Here is a 22,210-nt window from a genome sequence, read left to right on the forward strand (position 1 = left end):
GTAATATGTCAAAAGCAACCCTAATCAAAGGCCGCAAAGGCGGTAAACCTAAAACGCGTACTCCAGTTGAGCAACCTGATGATCTGCAGTCCGTCGCCAAGGCAAAAATCTTGCTTGCGCTGGGTGAGGGGGAGTTTGCTGGTGGCCTGACTGCAAAGGATATTTATCTGGATGGCACCCCGCTGGAAAATTCTGACGGATCCCAGAATTTTAGTGGCGTGGCATGGGAGTTTCGCCCGGGCACGCAGGCGCAGAGTTATATCCAGGGTATCCCGGGTTCTGAAAATGAAATTGGCGTAGGTACCGAATTAAAAAGTGCTACGGCCTGGACTCATACCTTCACGAATACCCAGCTTTCCGCGATCCGTCTGCGACTGAAATGGCCGTCACTGTTTAATCAGGAAGATGACGGGGACTTGGTCGGTAACTCAGTGAAATATGCCATCGATCTGCAAACTGATGGCGGCAGCTGGCAGACGGTAGTTGATACGGCCGTGACCGGGAAAACGACGTCGGGCTATGAGCGTAGCCATCGCATTGAGCTACCTCAGGCAGGAAGCACCTGGACAGTACGTCTGCGCAAAATTACTGCTGATGCCAATAGCGCTAAAGTCGGCGATAAAATGACCCTGGAAAGCTACACAGAGGTCATCGACGCAAAATTACGCTACCCGAACACCGCATTGCTGTATATCGAGTTTGATTCCAGTCAGTTCAATGGCTCTATTCCGCAGATTGCCTGTGAGCCGAGAATGCGAGTCATACGGGTGCCGGATACCTATAACCCGGAGACCCGGGAATATTCTGGTGTCTGGACCGGTGCATTCAAGTGGGCATGGACCGATAACCCAGCCTGGATTTTTTATGACCTGGTGGTGAGCGGTCGCTTTGGCCTGGGTAACCGCCTGACCGCTGAAAACATCAGCAAGTGGACGCTCTACGAGGTGGCTCAGTATTGCGATCAGCTGGTCCCGGATGGAAAGGGAGGAGATGGTGTAGAGCCTCGTTATACCTGTAACGTTTACGTGCAGGATCGCAATGACGCTTATACCGTCCTGCGTGATTTCGCGGCCATTTTTCGGGGTATGGTCTACTGGGGAGGTGACCAGATTGTTGCCCTGGCTGATATGCCTCGCGATGTGGATTACACATATACCCGGGCAAATGTGATTGACGGTAAGTTTACCTACTCCAGCAGTTCAGCAAAAACTCGTTACACCACTGCATTGGTGTCATGGTCAGACCCGGCCAACGCATATTCTGACGCTATGGAGCCTGTTTTCGAGCAGCCGCTTGTAGCGCGCTATGGCTTCAATCAGCTGGAAATGACGGCCATCGGATGTACCCGTCAGTCAGAGGCGAACAGGAAAGGGCGCTGGGGGATCCTCACCAATAATAAAGACCGTGTCGTTACTTTTGGCGTTGGCCTCGATGGGAATATTCCGCAGCCGGGTTACATTATCGCCGTCGCAGATGAAATGTTGGCAGGTCGTTCCAACGGCGGTCGCATCAGCGCTGTCAGCGGGCGAGTCATTACCTTTGACCGCAACGTTGATGCAAAACCCGGTGCACGCTTGCAGGTTAACCTGCCGTCAGGAATCTCCCAGAGCAGGACTATTCAGTCCGTTAACGGCGCCCGCCAGGTAACCATCACCATCCCCTTCAGCGAAGCCCCTCAGACGGAATCCGTGTGGGCTATTGAGTGGGATGAGTTGTATCTGCAGCAGTATCGTGTGGTAAGCGTGTCCGACAACAGCGATGGCACATTTACTGTATCTGGTGCTGCTCACGATCCGGATAAGTTCTCCCGTATCGATACCGGCGCCATTATTGACGACCGTCCGGTAAGCGTAGTTCCCCCAAGCCATCAGGCTGCGCCGGAGGGCGTGTCCATCACGTCATATTCAGTAGTGAACCAAGGGATCAGCGTTGAAACCATGCAGGCAACTTGGGCTGCCGTTAAAAATGCCATCTCTTATGAGGCTCAGTGGCGCCGTAACGACGGGAACTGGGTCAACGTTCCTCGCAGTTCTACCACCTCCTTCGAGGTGAGCGGCATTTATGCTGGCCGGTATCTTGTGCGCGTCCGGGCAATCAACGCTGCAGAAGTGTCGAGCGGGTGGGTGTATTCTGAAGAGAAGACGCTGACGGGAAAAATTGGCGAACCGCTGGCGCCGGTGGGGCTGGTCACCACTTCGCTCACGGCCGGCATTGAAATCTCTTGGGGGTTCCCGGCTAACTCGGGGGACACACAGCGGACCGAAGTGCAGTACAGTCCTGATGGGCTGGGGAATGGTGCGCTGCAGCTGACTGACGTTGCATACCCGGGGAATCGCTACCAACAAATGGGCCTGCAGTTCGCCCAGCAGTTCTGGTATCGCGCCCGCCTGGTAGACCGCCTGGGGAACAAATCACCCTGGACAGGCTGGGTCTACGGAATGGCCAGCGACAACATGGATGATTATTACAAAAATCTGGACGACGCTATTCGTGACACGGATACCTGGGGTGAGCTGAATAAGGGCATTCAGGATAATGCAGACGTTTCACAGTCTATATCTGATGCCGTTGATGCGGCGCGTTCAATTGCGGATGAGGCCGCCAGAGGGGTCGCGCAGCAAGCTGAGCAGTTAGCTGAGCAGGCTGGCAGCATCACGAAAAATACCAATACCATCGTTAAAGAGATCGCTGACCGCAAAGCAGCAGTGACTGCGGAAGCTGAAAAACGCGCTCAGGATGTTGCTCAGACGGCAGCTGACGCCAGGGATAATACCAGTCAGGTAGCAGCCCAGGCCGCCGCTGATTTGCTGGCGGCGAAAGATGAGGTAGAGGCGCAGATCAGCTCATCAAATACCACCATGCAGGATGGGTTTGATAGCCTGGCCCAGCAGATCGCGTCAATCAGTGCCGGTACTGGTGAGCAGTTTGATAGTCTGAAAATCTGGTATTACGACAGCGGTCCAGAAGGTTGGGCACAGGATGATGCGAACAATACCCTCTTACCAGTTACTGATGACGGGTGGATATTACCGGCGGGCTCGACCTCCACAATGCGGTCACCAAATCCGTTAGCCATCGATGGGGACTCGTATAAATATCTCCGTCTGCGAATGAAACGCGTCGGGAATCCTGTCTGGTCTGGCTATGTTTATTGGATCGGTGCCGCAGAGCAGGGCTGGCAGGATAATCGCAGATTAGCCATACCGGAACCCGCGTTTGATCCCGCTACAGGAATCAGCGTTATATCGATTGCCGATATCCCCTGGCAGGCATCAGATACCATACGGCGGCTGCGGTTTGATTTTTCAAAAAATCAGAATGCTGATAACTATTTCGCTGTTGACTGGCTGGCCGTAGGTCGTCCATCACCGGGCGCATCTCAGGCACAGATTCAGTCACTCCGCACCGCCATGACCGCCGCCGATTCAGCCGAGGCCGCTTCACGAAATTTGTTGGCTGTGCAGTTACGGGGCGGTAGCACAAGTGCCGATCCGAACCTGTTGACCAGTGGCCTGATTTTTAATGAACGCAAGGTTCGCATTACTGCTGAAAAAGCGATTGCGTCTGATGTAACCGCGTTACAGACGGATTTCAACGCGAATAAATCGGAGGTGAGCCAGCGCCTCGATACGTTGACGGATGAGCAAACCAGCCAGGCCGGCACGCTGACGCAAATCAGCACATCGCTGGGCAACACTCAGCAGGAGCTGGGGAAGGTTAGAGATGACGTGGCGCAGAAGGCAGACGCCAACGCTCTGCAGCAGCTGCAGAATGTGGTTAGCCAGAACGGTAAGACTCTGTCTTCACAGGGACAGGCAATCACGTCGCTTCAGGGTGAGTTGAATACTGCCGTCTCTACGCTCAATGGGAAAATCAATGCCAAAGCTGACTCAAGCGCACTGCAGTCGCTGACGCAGCGCGTAACGGCCACAGAGAACAGCATCACCTCTCAGGCAGACCAGTTGACAACCCTCAGCGCATCGCAAATCTCAGGCAGCGAAATATATAACGGTACGTTTTCAACGTCGACAGCCGGCTGGGTCAATTCAGGGAATGGATCCGGGTTTAAATGGAGCAGTGAAAAAGCCCTGATTTCAACGACGGCATCAATCCGAGCGGCCAACGTCACGCCAATTCCGGTTGAGCCTGGTGAAAAAATTACGTTGATGCTCGAAATGCGCGGCACTGATGGCTATGCAGGCGGTGGCCAGGACACGATGGGATTCATTTCGGATTTGGGTAATCCCGTAGGCTGGATAGGCGGGATGAATACCACCGGGTTTATGCAGAGCCTGACAACAGACTGGTCTTCGATTAATCAGGAATTTACGGTACCGGCAGCGTATACCGCGAAATTTATTTATTTCCGTATTGGGGTAGGCTCTGTTGTACCGTCCACCGCCCGGGTGATGGTTCGTAACGTTATTATCACTAAACGCAGTGGTATCGCCACCAAAGCTGACGCATCAGCAATGCAATCCCTGCAGGCTCAGGTTACTCAGCAGGGGGATACGATTTCGTCTCAGGGCAGCGCGCTGACCCGCCTGAGAAACGACCTGGAGACAGTGAATGCAGACGTGGGGACAAAAGCCAGTGCCGACAGCGTTCAGCAGCTGTCGCAGGAGGTAACGAAGCAGGGTAACACCCTGACATCCCAGGGACAGGCATTGACTCAACTTCAGGGCAGTATTGATAACCTGAGCGTAGGTGGTGCAAACCTACTGCTGAATACGGACAGGAGTGCTGCACCCGTCGCTAAAAAATCACCGACCAGCCGTTACGAACAGTGGGGGTTAACGGCGATTAAAGATCTGCGCTCTATGACAGTCAGTCAGGATACGGACTTTACATACTCGCTGTGGTTCACTGAGCTGCAGCCCAATTTTGGAACGTCAAAACCGTTCACGTCTGTAGCGTTAGGGAAGAGGCCGGGAGGTGATAACTGGTCACTGCGCCTGTTTGCAAATAGCGGTGTGATTACTCAGGAGTCAGCAACGCTGTATCGCTGGACCGGAACTATGAGAGTGCCGGCATATTCGGTGATGGCGTTAACAAACAACGCCGTGACGATGATTTTTGAGGACACGACTCAACAAACCGGTTGCAACATCGTCCGCATTCAACTGGAGAGGGGGAATAAGGGGACTGACTGGTCGCCGGCTGCTGATGATGTGCAAACGCAGCTCACCGCAACGTCAGATGCTCTGAGTGGCCTGACGCAGCGGGTGAGTAACGATGAAGGCGATATTTCGGCGCAGGCAGCGTTGATAACGAAACTCCGCAGCGATTTATCAGCAACGAACTCAGATGTGGCCACAAAGGCGTCGTCGTCAGCATTACAGTCACTGGAGCAGAAGGTTTCTCAGCAGGGGAGCGCTATCACATCCCAGGGTAGTTCGCTCACGGCGCTGGAAAATAGCCTGTCACAGACTCAAAACGACCTGGATGCCTCGGGGCAGATCATCGGTAATATGCTGCAGAATGCATCGTTTGAGCGCGAATTTGCAGGCTGGAGTAACTCTGGCTGGCAGGTATTCAATGCGCAAAATCCCCATTCTGGAAAAATAATACTGCGAGCGGGGAAAACTACCAGCTCGGCATGTATTTTAAACCAGAGCGTATTTATGCAGGCAGGGCGCACGTACGAATTTGGTGGATTCCTCCGACGGGAATCAGTCATTGAAATACGCGACCCCAGCAACACTAAAATCAGCTTGCGTAATGACAGCGGTCCCGTGAAAGATTTTTTTCTGACGCTAAACAACCTGGTGACGAGCTCGGTATGGGCGCGACTCAGCACAGAGTACACGCCTTCGAGTGACGTAACGCTTACTCTCTCTTTCAGGGCTGCTCTTAATTCTGGCTATATTTATCTTGACGATGCCTTTGTCGTCGACGTGACTGATGTAAAAAAAATAGAGGCTCAGAGCTCTGCAATAACCGGGCTGACAAATAGAGTAAGTTCTGCCGAGGGGAAAATAGACTCACAGTCTTCATTAATTACCAGTCTGAACAATACGCTGACAAACGTATCAAATAACGCTGAGGCAAAAACTGTCACTCCTGGCAATATGCTAAAAAATGCGTCATTTGAGATGAATGTGGCTGAGTGGGAGTCATCCGGTCCTTTCGATATTATAGAAGCCACTAATCCGAAAGGTGGGAAAAAGATTCTGAAAACCATGACTGGCCTCGTAACTTTTAAGCAGAAGGTATCAGTTACATCAGGAAGGGTATATCGATATGGTGTTTATTACCGGCGAAATCCTTCTGCCAAAGTGGATAATGAAGCCTATAACAAAGTCAGGATAGGAACTGAGTCAGATGACTTTTTGAAGGAGTTAAGGTTTAAGCCTGAGATGTCAACCTCATCAACATGGGCATATTTATCAGCTGACTGGTCTCCAGCTGAGGATATGGTTGCTACAGTTAGCATTTTGTCATCACTGTCTGCCGGAGAGCAGTATTTCGATGATGTATTTCTGATTGATGTGACGGCAGAGTCTCTTTCATCGGCAAATGCTGGCGCCATTTCGTCACTGACGAACAGGGTCAGTAATGCGGAGGATACGCTCTCATCTCAGGGCAAGAGCATCACCAGCCTGACAAACAGCCTGAATACTAAAGCCAGCCAGACCGATTTAAACGGCCTCACGACAAAGGTTAACGCCAAGGCGGACTCCAGCGCGCTCCAGGCTCTGCAGAGCCAGGTTACGCAGCAGGGAGGGACGCTGACGTCGCAGGGCAATGCCATCAGGCAACTCAACAACATGCTGATATTGGGTAATCAGATAGTTAACGGTGATTTATCGAGTGACGCTGACAGCTGGCGAGACTCTGGTCCTGGCTCGTCATTTACCTACAACAGCGCGGAAAAGGCTCTTCAAACCGGAAGTGATTCAATCCGCGTCGCTAACGTTACGGCGATACCCGTTGAGGCCGGGATGCAGATGATAGTGTCATTTGAAATGCGGTCCACGGTATCAGTTTCAGCGACCAGTTCGGACAGCATGGGATTTGTATCATCACCTGACTTTAAGGACGCAGAATGGATTGTCAGGCAGGAAGGTTGGATGTCAGGGATAAAAACCGGATATCAGACAAAGCAAATTAAGTTGGTTATACCAGAATCATATAAAGGGCAGTTTGTCTATTTGAGATTTGCTTCTGCTTCGGCTACTCCATCAACGACAAAATTACTCATCAGAAATATTGTCGTTACATCATCAATAGGGATAGCAAGCTCTCTGCAGGGGCTGACTACTCGAGTGACAAATGCAGAAGGGAAAATAACGTCAACCACAACGGAGGTGTCAAAGTTAACATCCCGCGTTAATGATGCAGAGTCGTCTATATCTGGGCTCAATGAAACCGTGGCTCAGAACGGTCTGGCTATGGCCAACGGTTTTAACCAGATGCGCAGTATGATCGGCGACAACAGTGCCTCTATCACGCAGACCAATAAAACGGTCACTAGCCTGGAGAAATCGACAACCGAGCAGGTCAATACGCTGAACTCGAAATACGGCGATATGTCGTCAACGGTCCAGCAGACTGCATCCACTGTTGCGGATATTAACGGCAAGCTCGGGGCGCAGTGGGGCGTTAAAGTTGCAACAGGCAACGGTGGAACGCCCGTAGTGGCCGGTATTCAGCTGGGCATCAACGGTAATGGCCAGAGCCAGTTCCTGGTGTCCGCAGATATGTTTGGGGTATACACACCCGGCGCGGGAGGCAATGCCGTAATGGCATTTGCCGTCGAGGGTGCAAATGCATATTTGCGCAGCGCGATGATTAAAGATGCAAGCATCGATTTTGCGAAAATATCAAATACAATTCAATCTTCAAACTATGTATGGCAACAGTCAGGATGGGCACTAAACAAAGATGGTGGCTTCTCTATAAATGGTTCGGGAGGCGGTGGACGTGTAACTATTGATTCATCTGGAATGAAAGTATTTGACCAGAATGGAGTGGCTCGTGTGACGATGGGATTATATTAATGAGTTATGGTCTATTAGTCAGGCATCCGGACGGAACCGTAATGTTCGACATGGGGGACTACTCTACCAGGTTTGTTACACAAATACAGGTGAGAGTGCCAGCCGGACAGGTTGCCACATGGTATGGAATGGATATAAATGATAGCGAGTACTTTGCAACAATTGTAAAAGGTCTGGATTCATGGAACAACGGATTGCTGTCAACTGAATTAATAGCTATAGCCACAAATGGTAGTGTTGAGGTTAGATATATGGATGGCTATTCGCTAGCATATGACTCAAACGTATTAGTCGATATATACAGGTTCAAATGATGCCGTATGGATTTATAGTGCGAAACGAGAACAACGCGATTGTTATCGACTCTGACCATAGACACACAGTTTTCTATGATAAAAGGACACCATCAATAAGTGATGTTGGCGCTTATGGAGGTGGTACGCCATTTGGCGACTTAAAAGAGCTTGGTTATTTATCCACTAACTTTTATCCAACAGAGGGTTTTTTACATTGGTTCCGGATGACCCCAGGATCCTGGGGCATTCCGGGTGCATGGATGTTTAAACCTGGTGGAGTTGAGATAATAAGGACAAGTAGAACTCAACCACTGCAAAAAGGATATCTCAATGTTTACAATGGTGGAGGAGAATTGATTTGGTCTGATATTAGCTCTTATGATATGCCACGCATTAAAGGATTTATTCATCCAACATTAGATGTTGATAATAACGTGCAGTCTTTCTCTCCTGGATTTAATCCGTGGATACTGTTAAATAACACCCCGGGGAATGTCTCATATGACGGAACGACATTTGGTTACAGTGGCTTGTTTATGAGATGGGATGGTTATAATCTTCAGTATAAATGGCAAAGTAGATATCAAAAGTCCTTCAGAGATACGTTTAGCGGTAGAGAGATTCTCAACATACCCTACGCAATTTTCAACTACGGTAGGTAAGCATGGCAACCATTAGCGATGAACTCGCCAGTAGCATTCAAAAGTGTTTTAATCAGACTTATACAGATATAGCTAACCAACAAAGTATCTTCTTTGGGAGTGGTGACGTTACAATAGCCAAACCTGATGGTGGGAAAAAGGTAGTACCATCGTGGGAGAAGCTAAATACCTCCATAAGTAATGTAGAAAATGGAAATTTGCAGGGGAAAGCACTCTACGCAGCTAGTATAGAGTTATCCGGTGCTACGCCATATATAGATATTCATTATGGTAATTCAACTGCTGATTACACCCATCGACTCATAGCGTGGAATAAAGACTCACTATCACTAACTAGCGGACTCAATATTGAAAAAAATCTATTCGTCACTACTTGGATAGACGCAGGGAAGACGGTGCGTTCTTATGATCCATTGGGGTTTTTAGGAATGGACGTGAATGATCCTAAAGGGGGAAACGGCTCGGTGTTAGCTGCGCCTAGATTTTTCAGTAAATTCCCTAGTCGAGGGAGTGACAATAATGGTCAAGCAGGGGCCGGATTCTGGTTTGAAGAATATGCTGGATATAATCACAAAGCTGTAATATCAGTACAGGGTTATTCAGCGCAACTTCAATATTTTCAGTTTCTGAATGATGGGCAGATTTTAGGTAATCGGGGATATGTTCAGTTTGGAGGGACGTCAGATATAAATTATAAGAGAGATGTGCGTCGTACAGATGGGAAAATATCTCTGGATAATATCTGCGCAATGGATTTAGTAACTTTCATTTATAAAGACGACGAGCAGGAGAGGGTTCGTCGCGGAGTGATTGCGCAGCAAATCAGGACCATTGACGAGGCCTATGTAAAAGAGAGTGAATTAACGTATCAGCAAGGCGACGAGGTGATTACGCAGAAGAAGCTGGTGCTTGATTCTAACCCCTTACTCATGGACGCCCTGGCCGCAATTCAGGTGCTGGCCCGGCGCGTAGAAGAGCTGGAAAAGCGCAGCTTATAGCGATGCGCCTATTTCTTTCATTTTATCCAGCACACGGGTCAATTCGCTGTCATCGAGTGCCAACTGCGCAGCCATAAAAAACAGGATGTGCGGGGACATAGCGCGTGGCTCCGCACCCCCAGTGTATTTTCTCCACTGACTGTTACTGGCCACGCCAGCCAAATCTGCCATTTGGTTTCCTGTAAAACCCAGGCATTCCTTCAATTTTTCCAAATCTTCCGGTGACGGGGGAGTGTAATCATTGATGAGTCGCATAGAGTACCTGTCAAAAAGCCCCGTTCGGGGCTTTCTGTTAAATGAATTTGAGCAGTACCGTTGTGATGGTAGCGACCGCGCCGATAAGGCCGGACGCCACAACTATCGGATACCAGGCTGATTCCCTGTTGAGTTTTGAGGTCTCGGCAATCAGCTTTGCAATTTCTGCGTTAACTTTCGCTAATTCTGCCTGGGTCATTTCGTTGCTCATTTGTTCATCCTTTCGGGCTTGGGCCGCGGCCTTTCCGCTACCTCATGTAATCAATACTAGCCCCCTTGGTGCTACCTGTCAATGACCCCTGATCCTGAAATTGAAAATTTACAAAGGTAAAAAATCAAAGCTTGGTAGTAGGTTGAAGCTGCCATGCTGAAAGGGATATTGATCTTTAAAAACAATAAAACTACTGTATGTACATTCAGTATTGTTGTGGTGATTGATATGCAGTTCATTAAACCAGCAGATTTGCGGGGAGTTGTCGCGCTCCCTCTTTTTTCCGATTTTGTGCCGTGTGGATTTCCATCCCCGGCTCAGGATTATGTTGAGCAACGCCTTGATCTCAATGAGCTGATGATACGACATCCCAGCGCAACCTACTTTGTAAAGGCCGCGGGCGATTCGATGCGCGACGCGGGGATAGGAGAGGGAGATCTGCTGGTGGTTGATAGCGCTAAAACAGCTGAGCATGGAGATATAGTCATCGCTGCCGTAGATGGAGAGTTTACTGTCAAACGCCTGCAGCTACATCCTGTCGTCATGCTGGTGCCTGAAAACCCAGCATACCGGCCGATCGAGATCGGTGCTGAGGAGGGGCTGGAGATTTTCGGCGTCGTCACGTACATCGTCAAGACTGCTGGCTGATATGTTCGCGCTCGTTGACGTTAACTCCTTTTATGCCAGTTGTGAGACGGCGTTTCGCCCTGATTTGAGGGGGCGACCCGTAGTTGTACTCAGTAATAACGATGGCTGCGTGATCGCCAGATCAGCTGAAGCCAAAAAATTTGTGACGATGGGGGAGCCATTTTTCAAACAACGGGAGCAGTTTAGGCGGCACGGAATTATCGCATTCAGTAGCAATTATGAACTTTATGCCGACATGTCGAACCGGGTTATGACCACTCTTGAGGAGATGAGCCCGCGGGTGGAGATTTACTCAATAGATGAGGCGTTTTGTGATCTTACAGGCGTTCGGAACTGCCGGGATTTAACGGATTTTGGTCGGGAAATACGCGCAACTGTTTTGCAGAGGACGCATCTCACCGTTGGCGTAGGTATTGCGCAGACCAAAACCCTGGCGAAATTAGCGAATCATGCGGCGAAAAAATGGCAAGGCCAGACGGGCGGGGTCGTAGATCTGTCTAATGTCGATCGGCAGCGGAAATTAATGGCGTATTACTCCGTCGATGAAGTTTGGGGAGTTGGGCGGCGGCTGACAAAAAAACTGCAAGCGATGGGCATCAATACAGTTCTGCAACTCGCAGACACTCCGGCATGGGTTATCAGGAAAAATTTCAACGTAGTATTGGAGCGAACTGTTCGTGAGTTGAATGGAGAACCCTGTCTTGAGCTTGAAGAGTTCGCTCCTACTAAACAAGAAATCATTAGCAGTAGATCGTTTGGTGAACGCGTCAGCGGCTATGATGACATGCGCCAGGCAATCTGCAGCCATGCGTTCCGTGCTGCTGAGAAATTGCGGGGTGAGCATCAGCATTGCAGGTTTGTCTCAGCATTTATAAAAACCAGCCCATTCGATACCAGAGCGCCATATTATGGAAATAGTGCATCTGTAAAATTGCTCACGCCAACCTGTGACACGCGTGACATCATCGGTGCGGCTACGCGCTGTCTTGATGCTGTCTGGTTGGAGGGTCGGAAATACCAAAAAGCCGGAGTGATGCTGGGAGATTTTTTTAGTAAAAGCGTTGCCCAGCTCAACCTGTTCGACGACAACGCACCTCGCGCAGGTAGTGAGAAGCTGATGGAAGTACTGGACGCATTAAACGCGAAGGATGGACGCGGAACACTCTATTTTGCGGGGCAGGGTATTCAGCAGCAATGGCAAATGAAAAGGGAGATGCTCTCACCTCGTTATACTACGCGATGGCAGGATCTGCCCGTCGTGAGATAGGCACATTGGACGGTAGTTTTCCCCCCATTTCTCCCCAGTTTCACCCCATCAAATTTTACCCATAAAAAAACCAGCCGCAAGTGGCTGGTTTTTCTGAAAAAGTTGGTCGGCACGAGAGGATTTGAACCTCCGACCCCCGACACCCCATGACGGTGCTCAACTTCGAACATATATGGTGGATAATCTGATTAAAATTGTTGGTATATTAAGTTTTAAAAAGTGGTTAACTTATTGATTTTTTGAGTGCTTAAATTTTGTGAATATACCATGCAGAAAACGTAACTCAATGATAAAAAAAGAAATTTCTCCGGTCTTGAAAACCGGCGACCCGAAAGGGTTCTAGAGTTCGAATCTCTACGCTTCCGCCAATTAAAAGAAGGGGTTACCGGAAGGTAACCCCTTTTTGCTATGGGCTCGTAGAACGTTCGTAGAATTTTTTCGTAGAGTAAAATTACTACTTTTTCTCAATTTTAGATCTGATGGGCGGCCTGTTGAGGGTAGGGGAGACCTTCGTTTTACGATCGTAAATCAGCACCTGGCTTTCCGTTTTATGGCCGCTGAAAAGTTGCTTATCACGGCTGCTGCCCTCGTAATCTGAAATTCCCTTCGCCTTTAAATCATGAAACGTGCAGTCCAGAACGTAATCCAGCTTAATGGATGCCTTATTTCTGGCGTCCTCCCAGTGGTGGCTGAGTCCTCTTTTGCCAAATCCGCAGCCGTGCTTTCCCTGGATAACGCAGGCATTCGGATTGTTTGGCGTTGAGAACGTTCTGGCCAGTTCAAAGGCTTCATGCAGCCGTTCGGTCCACTGCTTAATCTGGCGAACGCTGTTTTTGCCCTTCTGAATGAAAATGCCTTCATCAGAGACCTGACGCCATTGCAGCCCCAGTACATCTGCCAGCCTGGCTGCGCACAGGTAGGCGATTTCCATTGCAACCCGGGTGACGGCGTCAGCTTCCAGATAGATGGCTTCATATTCCGCGTCCGTGATGTACCGACCGCGGGCCACTGACTTAAATTTGCTGACGCCCTGACAGGGATTATGCTTCACCATTCCCCGCTCGTAGCCCCAGCGGAACACGCGCGACATGCTGCTCATTTCATGGTTTGCCTGGGTCTTACTCTGAACACCGCGAAGATCCATAAATCGCCTGACATCTTCCGTTTTTATTTTATCTGCAAGGAGTTTGCCGAACACGGCCAGCAGCTTTTTTTGATGCTGCAGGTAATCCTTCTGAGTTCGGGGCTTAAGTTCCAGATAATAAGCGCTGTTTAAAAATTGGTTCCACAGTTTCTTAAATGTCATGGATTCGCTTTGTTCATTAATTATTTTTTCGTAACGTATCCATACTTCTGATATTGTCAGTGATAATGGCCCAATAGAATAACTCTCCTTTGATGTGGGTTTGTAATAATAAATATACGGTGTTTTGTATATTCGAGGTGGCAACACAAGGTCGTCAGCATTTTTTCTTTTTCGGCTCATAATCAGATCGCGTCGAAATCAGGGCGCTCCTCCTCTTCGATTATCTGCGCATGAATACCACCCAGGGCAGCATTGACATGCGTCCAGGTGACGCGGGAGCGTCCATCACGGCGGCGGACGAAAGAAATACCGGCATGTTTCAATGTTTCACGCTGTTTTGACGGGATGTAATAGCCGGTCAATTCAATCAGCTCATTATCTGTAAGCAGATCGTTATTGGACATATGATTGCCTCACTGTGCAGCATAATTACGCTTGCCCGTTATTAAGGGTATACGTGGCCGAGGAAATATTATTTCCCGGGCAGAATAACCATTATTGTGAATGACAGAATAAATTGCCTAGCGCACCTGAAGTGAGCTTTCGCCGATTTCGATGTGTGCGCCTTTGACGTTATCGCCTGCTTCAATAGCCTCTTTGATTTTCAGCTTGTCCGGCGTAACGATGGTCTTAACGTTAACCAGTTCATCCGGCAGCTGGCTTTCGTCGTCGATAACGACCAGCGGAGATCCTTTACGTACGGTAAGCGTGTTGCGCTCGGTTTTAAACGTCTTCAGCTCGGCAGTCTGCATACACTTCAGGATATACTCCCTGAGGTTCCTGGCCTGGCCTTCAAAAGATTTCTTGCGGTTGCTGAGGCGGGCCGCTTCATCCCCCACTATTTTTGCCTGGCCCTCAAGATTGCGGGCCAGGGTCATGATGCCGTCGAATTTTTCACTGAGGGTCAGCTCTTCGCCCTCCCGCGTGTCGGCGATATCCTCCGGTGAGAATTCTCCCGCTTCAACGAGTGCCAGCAGTCTGGACATGTTGGCAGCGACCGCGATTGCCGTGACGTGCTGGCTCATACTGGCTGCTCCTCTTTCGTCAGTAACTGAATACGGTCATCCCGGATTTTGGTCAGGCGACGCAGGTGGCTTGAAAGATAGCGCGTGCGCTGTTCATCGCCTTTTTCCTCAGCCGATTTCCGGTGAATTTCGACCTCCCGCGCCAGCGTATCGAAAACCTTTTTCGCTTCATTTACGCTGGTGGCTTTCTCGATAGTGTTCGCCACGCGGGTCATTTTGTCGTCCAGCTCGGCATAAAGCCGGGTTGAATCTTCAGCGTTATGGATGGCATTTTTCAGTCCAAACTCGGTATGTAATTCGGCCACGTATTCAGGCAAGTCATACATGCCCAGCCATACGTCGGCGCTGAAGCCCAGCAGAGAGAGCCCTTTTTTAATGGCGTCCGTAAGGGATTTTTTTTGCGCTTCTCCGTCGCATCTGATGCCGTTCTTTGTCTTCTGGATATAGGGTGTCGCGCCGTAGGCATAAATACTGCCTTCGTCATTCTCGGTTTTGTACCAGAGGCGGATCTTCAGGCTGTGATTCTGCTCGAACAGCAGAGCACCGTCGGCGTCGCGCAGTATCCGGTTACCCACGAATTTCTTATTCTCGTAGATAGCCTCACTGAGCGGGGCCCCGGGGATCATCCGGTCCTCAATGATGTCGAAGCCCCAGCGGCTGCCGATTGGCCCGAAAAGCTCCGTAGCCTTCATAATCATGTATTCAGAGTTAATGCTGGTGCCATCAAAGCCTGTTCCGGTAAGCGGCTTCGTAAAGCGGGGGTCCGTACGCATTACGCTACGCCATATACCGAGATTGTCCTGTACGGGGGAAGGTTTATCGGCCAGCTCTTTCTCCAGAATTTCGCCCACGCTCTGATAGCTGATAACAGGCTGGGGCTGTATTTTCTCTTTTTCTCCCTCATTTGAGTCGCATTTTGTATTTGCCGGCGCTGCAGGCTGCGGTGTTTCTTCTTGTATGTCCTGCGCGCACGGCTGTTCATCCTTCCACGAGCCGTTTTTACGTGCCTGGTATTCGTCCTGACTGATTTCCTTTGCGACATCAGCAAGCGCTTTTTCAAGCCGGTAATCTTATTTGCTCGACCCACTTTTACGCTGTCGGAAAAAAGGAAATAGAACGGCCCCTGACGCTCTTGTGAGACTCCGGTCTCAGTGGAAGGGGCAGCCGCTGTATTGTTATTACCAGGCTTACCCTCATCCGCGCTTTCCCCACATGCCACCGCCACCATATGCGGATCGGGACTGGCATGATCGGTTTCGGTAAAGACCCAGTTAATGTAACCACCCAGGTTGCCCGTATCGGTTTCAATCCCTTTACCGGAAGGCCGTGCATCCCGTCTTCAGTCAGCATCTGGCGGCGTGCTGCAATACGACCCTGAAATCTACGATCGTCATGCTAAAGGGAAAAAATGCGAGGTACTGAATGATGAAAATCATACCTCCCATTGAAGCCATAGCTACCGAACTGGAGCAGTGGGCGCTGGACGACGGGTGGAAGACGGTAGCACTGGCCGTTGCTAAGCATTACCATGCTCAGGGAGGCGGTGAAATTCTGCCGGTGATCGATTCTGAGCGAGAACTGAATAACGCCATTCAGCGCCTGAAACGCATATTCCGTAAGTTTAAAGGGCCGAGATATGCACCTCTGGTCAACTCCCTGAAAGTGGTAACCATGGCAGCGTTACCCCCTGAGCGTCGCGCCAGACTTGAATCACCCGGCGACCCTGTATTCCTGGCAACTATTGCAGCCAGAGAAGGGATCCAGGCAGTCAATACTGTACATCTTGGCGCGTTACCCGCCAGTGCCCTGAAGGAAATTGACGGCGCTATCGCAGCATTCACCGCACTGAAAATGTCATTACCCGGTTGTGGTCTGGAGGTATTCTGATGAGTCTGCGTGCTTTCGACGTTATCCATGCGATGTCAGGGCAGGGGAATGTCATTACTATTCCGCGTCCCTATCTCGAGTTTTTTCCGGCGACCGACAGGCGCACTTGTTGGGCGCTATCCTGAATCAGCTGGTGTTCTGGTCGGGAAAATCAGCAAATCAGGACGGCTGGTTTTACAAAAGTCACGACACGATAGCCGAAGAGGTATGTGGAGTGACGGGAGACCAGGTACGCAAGGCGATTAACAAGCTGGTGGAGGACTATTTCCCCGGCATCATCGAAGTTGCCACCCACAAGGTTAAGGGCACGCCCGTGAAGCATTATCGTATCGACGGAGACGCCCTGATCGCCCGGATATTCCCGTCATTGCTGGATTCGGCAGAAGAGCCGAATGGAAACGGCTCAAAAGCCGAATCTATTCTCTACACAGATCTTAAAACTACAGATCTAAAAGATCTTAAAACCCCTTCGTCAGAGAATTCTGGCGAACTCTCTGACCGTGATAAAAATCACGATTTTGTTTCACGCCATCCGGAAGCGGTGGTCAGCACTCCGTCCGGGCGACGATGGGGCTCACAGGACGATCTGGACTGTGCGGTCTGGATTTACGACCGAATAAAAATCACCAATCCCACCCAGCGCGAGCCGAACTGGACAGTCTGGGCGAACGACGTGCGCCTGATGCGCCAGATTGACGGATTCACCCACAAGCAAATCTGCCAACTCTTCAAGCGCGCCAGCCAGGACAGTTTCTGGCGAACGAATATCCTCTGTCCGTCAAAGCTCCGCGATAAATGGGACATCCTGACGGCAAAATTCAATACGGGAGGCCAGCAGCATGAACACAACACCGGTGAATCCAGCGCCACAAGACAAATTCGTGAAGCCTTCGAGCGATGGGAACAGGACGACAGCGAGGAGTTTCTGGGAAGTGATGGGGAGGATATACGGCCAGCAGTGGATTGCGAAGAATGGTTCTGTACCTGACAAACTCTGGACGGCGCAGATCCGGCACCTGACCAGTGAACAACTGGAAAAAATTTGCAGCGCGCTGGTTAGCCGCTGCGCCGAAGGAAACTTCTGGCCACCCAGCCTGGCGGAATTTGTGGCTCTGGCGGCAGAGTCTGGCGGCGGGCTGCTGGGATTGACAACCTCCGATATCATCGCCGAGTACAGGCGCTGGCGTAACGAGTCATATCGCTACGACTGCGCTGAAAAATTCCCCTGGCAGCATCCGGTTTTGTACCAAATTTGCACCGAGATGCGCAGGAAGGGGATCGAGCGTCAAATGACTGAGGCGGAGTTGGAGAGGCTGGCCGGGCGACTACTGGCGAAGTGGGAGAAGCACTTGAAGTCGGGGAAGCCTATCCCCAGCGGCGCCAAGGCGTGCTTCTGGGCCGACGTCAGCTCAGGTGTTGCTGAAGAAGTATAAGTGTCTGGAGTGATTTAGGATAGTGAGCTTGAAATTGACCAAACATTCGGGAGCTGACCTGTTTTTTCAATGTTAACGATATTGAGTGAAATCAAGCCCAGGCGAAGATAATGGTTTAAAGAAAAGATATGAATCGTAGAAAAAATCTAACTTAGCTGTCTATGACGGGCACACAGCAGGTTCAGACAAAAATATTTGGTTGCTTCCATAGTGAGAGCTCCTCAGGATTACATAAAACAACCGCATGATAAGTTGTTACTCTATAACAATTAGGCATGCTAGCCAAAGATAGTTTTGCTTACATTGTAGTGATTTTGTAAAATCGTCCTTTACAACCATAAAACTGTTAAGGAACGATATGTTTGGTAAAATTACTTTGACGACAAAGGCCTTATCATCACTTCAATTAGATGTTAGTAATCCAAGGCTTTTAGGTTATAAAAAACAAGGTAAAATACAAACTGAAAAAGAAATAATTATATTGATGATGGCACGTTATAATATAAAGGAATTGATTAATTCGATATTATTTAACGGATTCTATCCTGATGAAATATTATACGCAATACCAACTGAGGAGCAGTCCAGTAAACGAATTATTGTTGAGGGCAATAGAAGGCTAACTGCCTGTAAAATAATAAAAAAACCGAATGTACTTAAAGGTACACCCTTTGCACACTTGATTTCAAAGATTGAACGTCATCCAAATTACTATTCAGCTGTTCAGACAATAAAAAAATTACACCTTGTAGAACTTAGCAGTCGTTCAGCTGCCAGAACTTACATAGCATCAAAACATACTAAAGAATCTATAAAGAGATGGAGTGTTTATACACAAGGAGCATATTATGTTGATTTGTTATCTGAATTTAATAATATAAATGCACTTAGATTATCCATTAATAATAGCGTGCCTACTTCAAGGATTCGTGGAGTTATACTATTTACTAGATTAACGGATCAAATTCTGGAGCTTCCAACTTTATCTCAAGAGCAGAAGGATCGTCTAATTAATGATATTGACAATATTAAAACTGAAGCAATTTTTAGATTAATACAAAGAGAAGACTTCAAAGCTAAGATAGCGAATATTAATTTAAATAGCGAGGGTGAACTTGTTGTAAGGAAGATTAGCCGAAATGCGTACAACCATCTCCTCGCCAAGCTTGCTATAGATGCAAATTTTACCAAGAGACTTTCAACACGACAAGAAGATGATAAAAAAATTGGTGAGTATATAAGAGAGTTAGAATTGATCATTAATCAGTTCTCCTCACCAGAGGATACTTATGATGAAGATGAAATAGAAGATGATAGCTCATTATTCGATTTGTCAGATAATGATACTGAAACAGAACATGATTTTGAACAACAAAACAATGATAATGGTATGAGTTCTGTTGTGCCTGTTACTCCTGTTAAACCTTTGAGTAAAAAAAAGCAAAATAATTATTTACTGAAAAAAACAACACATGACATATGTGGACATGCAAAAATAAGTGAGCTTATTCAAGAAAGTAAATTTCTAAATATTAATAAATATAAACACAGTGCTATTCTTTTAAGCAGGACACTCATCCAAGTTGTTTTGTCATATATTATTAAAAAATCGCCACTGCATGAAAATTATAGAATAGAAGCTAAATATCATTATCTGGAACTTGATTCTTTATTAAGTTACTTTATAGATAATATAAAAAAGATTTTTCCTAACGAACTGGATAGTAGTAGCTATAAGCTTGTTCGTTCGGATTTGATCATGTACAAAGATTCAGGAAAACTGATATCGAATTTAGTAACTCACAATGATGAACATGCTCTTACTTTACAAGAGGTTACGCATGTGCAGGTAAAGTTGCAGTCTTTAATGGATTATTTTTTACCCAGGATTTCAAGTGGCCATCAAGCTCAATAGTATGTATAATTTAAAAAGATGAGCATCTTGAGGTATTCTTTATGTTAACTTATGAATTCAATCAATTGAATTTATTGAAAAAAAAAGCTGTAAGTGTTGATTTTGGTATACCTCACATACCGCAGGATGTATCACCGATGAGATATCCGGGCGGCAAGGCCAAGCTTTCAAGATTTATGGCATTGTTTATCGTATCGAATAAGCTCGATGGCTGTACATTAGTTGAGCCTTTTTGTGGGGGCGCTGGTGGAACGTTACCCTTACTAATATCTGGGCTGATTAGTAAATTAGTTTTGAATGATTTAAATCCCTGTATTGCTTCTTTTTGGCGTACTATTGTCAAGGATCCCAGTTCGTTAATCTCAATGATTGAGTCAGAACCTGTAACTATTGATGCTTGGCATAATTGGAGAAATATATATTTTTCTCCAGAAGGATGTACTGATCTTGAAAAGGGTTTTTCTGCATTTTTTCTGAACCGAACAAATCGGTCAGGAATGTTGCACGCTGGTCCAATTGGAGGACGCAATCAATCACATGATACATATACTATTGACTGTCGATTCAATAAAGAGAATCTTATAAAACGTATTGAGTTAATAGCGAAACACTCGAAGAAAATTAAGGTAACTGAAGTTGATGCCTGCAAATCATTGAATAAAAGGACTGAGAGTGATTTTATATATGCCGATCCTCCTTATGTACAAGAAGGCAGAAATATATATAACAAATTCTGTTTCTCAGAAAACGATCATACACGCTTCGCAAAAAAAATGATGCGTAGTAAATCCCATTGGTTATTATCTTATGATGATCACCCCTTAATACATCAATTATATTCTTCTTCGGGTATGAATATTATTGAATTATCTTATGCTATAAATAAGGCTAGAATTGGACGAGAGCTTCTAATTGCATCAGCGAATTCCCGCCAGCCGAATCTACAATTATCTGAAGATACTGCAGTGCCGTCTTATAATAAAGTGTCCGGATAAGTTTTTAGCCAGCGCTCACATCGGTTAGTGTGAGCGCTGTACATATTTTTAAATGTACAATTAGTTTTGTGTAATACCTGTTGGTGGCTATTTCTATATGGTGATATTTATATTGTTAGAATACTCATCGATAGTAATAAAATTAAACAGACTTCTTTTGCCTAAAATGCTTTCGGATTTTCCAAGCTGTCTTCGTTAGTGTACTGTACAAAAAAACAGTAAACCTACTGAGAGGGATATCTTATGCGAATTCCCGACAACCTCGTTCCTGGTCTGCGAACGATCACCGGACCCGTGCTGATTTATTTCTACAAGGGCAAACCCGAGCGCGGTTTTGCGCTTCGCAAAGACGAGTTTGTCACTTCGCTACGCGCGCTTGAGGAGGCCAGGAAAAAAGCAGGTTTTGTTCAACCGCAGGATAAGTAATATGCGTATATATACAGTATCGGGTCCGAACAGCCTGACGGGTATCACTGTGCCACCGGAGAAAATCGATGGCGCAGCTTCAGTTAATAAAAACGTCTTCTACCACACTGACCGCGGCGAATGCCGGGGCCAACGAGTTTCTGCAACGCATTAAAACGGGCATTTGGCTGAACTGCACTATCACGCAGGCCAGGAACTATCTCTTCCTCAAGCGTTTCTTCGCGCTGCTTAATCTGGGATTCGAATACTGGACGCCGACAGGCGGTACCGTCACTCAGTCTGAAAGACAATATCTGAGCGGCTACATTCGCTATCTGATTTCCATCGTTGCAAACGACAGTATTTTGCTCGAATCGGAGCGGGAGTATAACTGTAAGTATCCCACCAAAACGGCCCATTCATTTTTAGAGATCTTCCGACATACTGATTATGTCACCTGAGGAGATCGCTATGCGTAAGATCCGATTCACCGAGCACCAGATCATTGCCGTTCTGAAATCAGTCGAAGCTGGCAGGACCGTCAAAGATGTGTGCCGCGAGGCTGCTATTTCCGAAGCCAGCTACTACAACTGGAAGGCGAAATATGGCGGGATGGAAGCTGCTGACATCAAAAAGATCAAAGATCTCGAAGACGAGAATCGTCGTCTGAAGCAGATGTTTGCCGATCTGAGTCTGGAATGCCGGGCGCTGAAAGACGTCATTGAAAAAAAGCTTTAAAACCAGCGATAAAGCGTGAGCTCGTCAGCTATCTGACCACGCAGTTTACGATGAGCATCCGCCAGGCATGCAGGACGTTATCGCTGAGCAGGACGGTGTTTCGTTATCAACCGGATACACGACGTGATGAACCGGCGATCCAGAGGCTGACCGAGGCAGCTGAACG

Annotated in this window: 19 protein-coding genes, 1 tRNA gene and 3 pseudogenes; 16 read left to right on the plus strand and 7 right to left on the minus strand. The window is 47.9% G+C overall.

The features are described from left to right. Nucleotides 1-5: 5 nt before the first annotated feature. The 4 genes from QZ766_RS08965 to QZ766_RS08980 are packed head-to-tail and all read left to right on the plus strand — an operon-like array spanning nucleotide 6 to nucleotide 9,959. Nucleotides 6-8,003 (plus strand): phage tail protein, encoded by a 7,998-nt coding sequence (locus QZ766_RS08965; RefSeq protein WP_297200420.1) that lies wholly within the window; start codon nucleotides 6-8, stop codon nucleotides 8,001-8,003. 41 nt (nucleotides 8,004-8,044) lie between these two features. Next, on the plus strand, nucleotides 8,045-8,317 hold the full coding sequence (locus tag QZ766_RS08970; protein WP_297200423.1) for a hypothetical protein: 273 nt from the start codon (nucleotides 8,045-8,047) through the stop codon (nucleotides 8,315-8,317). 17 nt (nucleotides 8,318-8,334) lie between these two features. Beyond that, nucleotides 8,335-8,961 (plus strand): hypothetical protein, encoded by a 627-nt coding sequence (locus tag QZ766_RS08975; RefSeq protein WP_297200426.1) that lies wholly within the window; start codon nucleotides 8,335-8,337, stop codon nucleotides 8,959-8,961. Nucleotides 8,962-8,963: 2 nt separating this feature from the next. Then, nucleotides 8,964-9,959, plus strand: a complete 996-nt coding sequence (locus QZ766_RS08980) for a tail fiber domain-containing protein (protein ID WP_297200429.1) — start codon at nucleotides 8,964-8,966, stop codon at nucleotides 9,957-9,959. On the opposite strand, the gene QZ766_RS08985 is transcribed toward QZ766_RS08980, so the two are convergent. Together QZ766_RS08985 and QZ766_RS08990 are read right to left on the minus strand one after the other, a co-directional pair. Further along, entirely contained in the window at nucleotides 9,954-10,214 is a 261-nt protein-coding gene (locus QZ766_RS08985; RefSeq protein ID WP_297200432.1) for an XRE family transcriptional regulator, read from the minus strand. The genes QZ766_RS08980 and QZ766_RS08985 overlap by 6 nt on opposite strands. A 37-nt stretch (nucleotides 10,215-10,251) precedes the next feature. Continuing rightward, entirely contained in the window at nucleotides 10,252-10,425 is a 174-nt protein-coding gene (locus QZ766_RS08990; RefSeq protein ID WP_155409054.1) for a hypothetical protein, read from the minus strand. Between the two features lie 228 nt (nucleotides 10,426-10,653). On the opposite strand from QZ766_RS08990, the gene QZ766_RS08995 reads away from it, so the two are divergent. The 3 genes from QZ766_RS08995 to QZ766_RS09005 all read left to right on the plus strand — a co-directional run bounded on the left by QZ766_RS08995 (nucleotide 10,654) and on the right by QZ766_RS09005 (nucleotide 12,708). Continuing rightward, nucleotides 10,654-11,073 carry a translesion error-prone DNA polymerase V autoproteolytic subunit gene (locus QZ766_RS08995; protein WP_297200475.1) on the plus strand — a complete coding sequence of 140 codons (420 nt, stop codon included), beginning with the start codon at nucleotides 10,654-10,656 and terminating at the stop codon, nucleotides 11,071-11,073. A 1-nt stretch (nucleotide 11,074) separates the two neighbouring features. Further along, nucleotides 11,075-12,340, plus strand: coding sequence for a Y-family DNA polymerase (locus QZ766_RS09000; RefSeq protein WP_297200439.1), 1,266 nt, complete (start codon nucleotides 11,075-11,077; stop codon nucleotides 12,338-12,340). A gap of 272 nt (nucleotides 12,341-12,612) precedes the next feature. Next, nucleotides 12,613-12,708 (plus strand) — tRNA-Ser (locus QZ766_RS09005). 86 nt (nucleotides 12,709-12,794) lie between these two features. On the opposite strand, the gene QZ766_RS09010 is transcribed toward QZ766_RS09005, so the two are convergent. The 5 genes and pseudogenes from QZ766_RS09010 to QZ766_RS09030 all read right to left on the minus strand — a co-directional run. After that, nucleotides 12,795-13,826 carry a tyrosine-type recombinase/integrase gene (locus QZ766_RS09010; RefSeq protein WP_297200442.1) on the minus strand — a complete coding sequence of 344 codons (1,032 nt, stop codon included), beginning with the start codon at nucleotides 13,824-13,826 and terminating at the stop codon, nucleotides 12,795-12,797. Between the two features lie 2 nt (nucleotides 13,827-13,828). Further along, on the minus strand, nucleotides 13,829-14,050 hold the full coding sequence (locus tag QZ766_RS09015; RefSeq protein ID WP_297200445.1) for a DUF4224 domain-containing protein: 222 nt from the start codon (nucleotides 14,048-14,050) through the stop codon (nucleotides 13,829-13,831). 117 nt (nucleotides 14,051-14,167) lie between these two features. Further along, nucleotides 14,168-14,671: a siphovirus Gp157 family protein gene (locus QZ766_RS09020; RefSeq protein ID WP_297200448.1), complete on the minus strand. Its 504-nt coding sequence runs from the start codon at nucleotides 14,669-14,671 to the stop codon at nucleotides 14,168-14,170. Beyond that, nucleotides 14,668-15,444 (minus strand): hypothetical protein, encoded by a 777-nt coding sequence (locus QZ766_RS09025; RefSeq protein WP_297200479.1) that lies wholly within the window; start codon nucleotides 15,442-15,444, stop codon nucleotides 14,668-14,670. Before QZ766_RS09025 ends, QZ766_RS09020 begins: the two co-directional genes overlap by 4 nt. A gap of 213 nt (nucleotides 15,445-15,657) precedes the next feature. Further along, a pseudogene (locus tag QZ766_RS09030) lies at nucleotides 15,658-15,803 on the minus strand (exonuclease); the annotation flags it as partial. A 181-nt stretch (nucleotides 15,804-15,984) separates the two neighbouring features. Between QZ766_RS09030 and QZ766_RS09035 the strand changes: the two are divergent. The 9 genes and pseudogenes from QZ766_RS09035 to QZ766_RS09075 form a co-directional block, all read left to right on the plus strand. After that, nucleotides 15,985-16,119: pseudogene (locus tag QZ766_RS09035) on the plus strand (transcriptional regulator); the annotation flags it as partial. Continuing rightward, the gene (locus QZ766_RS09040) at nucleotides 16,094-16,558 is read left to right on the plus strand and encodes a hypothetical protein (protein ID WP_366509399.1); all 465 of its coding nucleotides are present in this window, start codon (nucleotides 16,094-16,096) and stop codon (nucleotides 16,556-16,558) included. The pseudogene QZ766_RS09035 and the gene QZ766_RS09040, both read left to right, overlap by 26 nt. Nucleotides 16,559-16,667: 109 nt before the next feature. Then, entirely contained in the window at nucleotides 16,668-17,546 is an 879-nt protein-coding gene (locus tag QZ766_RS09045; RefSeq protein ID WP_297200451.1) for a hypothetical protein, read from the plus strand. Further along, nucleotides 17,494-17,991, plus strand: a complete 498-nt coding sequence (locus QZ766_RS09050) for a replication protein P (protein ID WP_297200454.1) — start codon at nucleotides 17,494-17,496, stop codon at nucleotides 17,989-17,991. Before QZ766_RS09045 ends, QZ766_RS09050 begins: the two co-directional genes overlap by 53 nt. Before the next feature lie 358 nt (nucleotides 17,992-18,349). After that, the gene (locus QZ766_RS09055) at nucleotides 18,350-19,906 is read left to right on the plus strand and encodes a hypothetical protein (RefSeq protein WP_297200457.1); all 1,557 of its coding nucleotides are present in this window, start codon (nucleotides 18,350-18,352) and stop codon (nucleotides 19,904-19,906) included. A 41-nt stretch (nucleotides 19,907-19,947) separates the two neighbouring features. After that, complete coding sequence (locus tag QZ766_RS09060) at nucleotides 19,948-20,901, plus strand: DNA adenine methylase (RefSeq protein WP_297200460.1); 954 nt, start codon at nucleotides 19,948-19,950, stop codon at nucleotides 20,899-20,901. A 243-nt stretch (nucleotides 20,902-21,144) separates the two neighbouring features. Then, nucleotides 21,145-21,327: a hypothetical protein gene (locus QZ766_RS09065; RefSeq protein WP_297200463.1), complete on the plus strand. Its 183-nt coding sequence runs from the start codon at nucleotides 21,145-21,147 to the stop codon at nucleotides 21,325-21,327. Between the two features lie 68 nt (nucleotides 21,328-21,395). After that, complete coding sequence (locus QZ766_RS09070; protein ID WP_297200466.1) at nucleotides 21,396-21,767, plus strand: DUF1367 family protein; 372 nt, start codon at nucleotides 21,396-21,398, stop codon at nucleotides 21,765-21,767. A 10-nt stretch (nucleotides 21,768-21,777) separates the two neighbouring features. Further along, nucleotides 21,778-22,210 (plus strand): annotated as a pseudogene (locus tag QZ766_RS09075) (transposase); the annotation flags it as partial.

Source organism: uncultured Pluralibacter sp. (assembly GCF_913775985.1).
GTDB lineage: Bacteria > Pseudomonadota > Gammaproteobacteria > Enterobacterales > Enterobacteriaceae > Pluralibacter.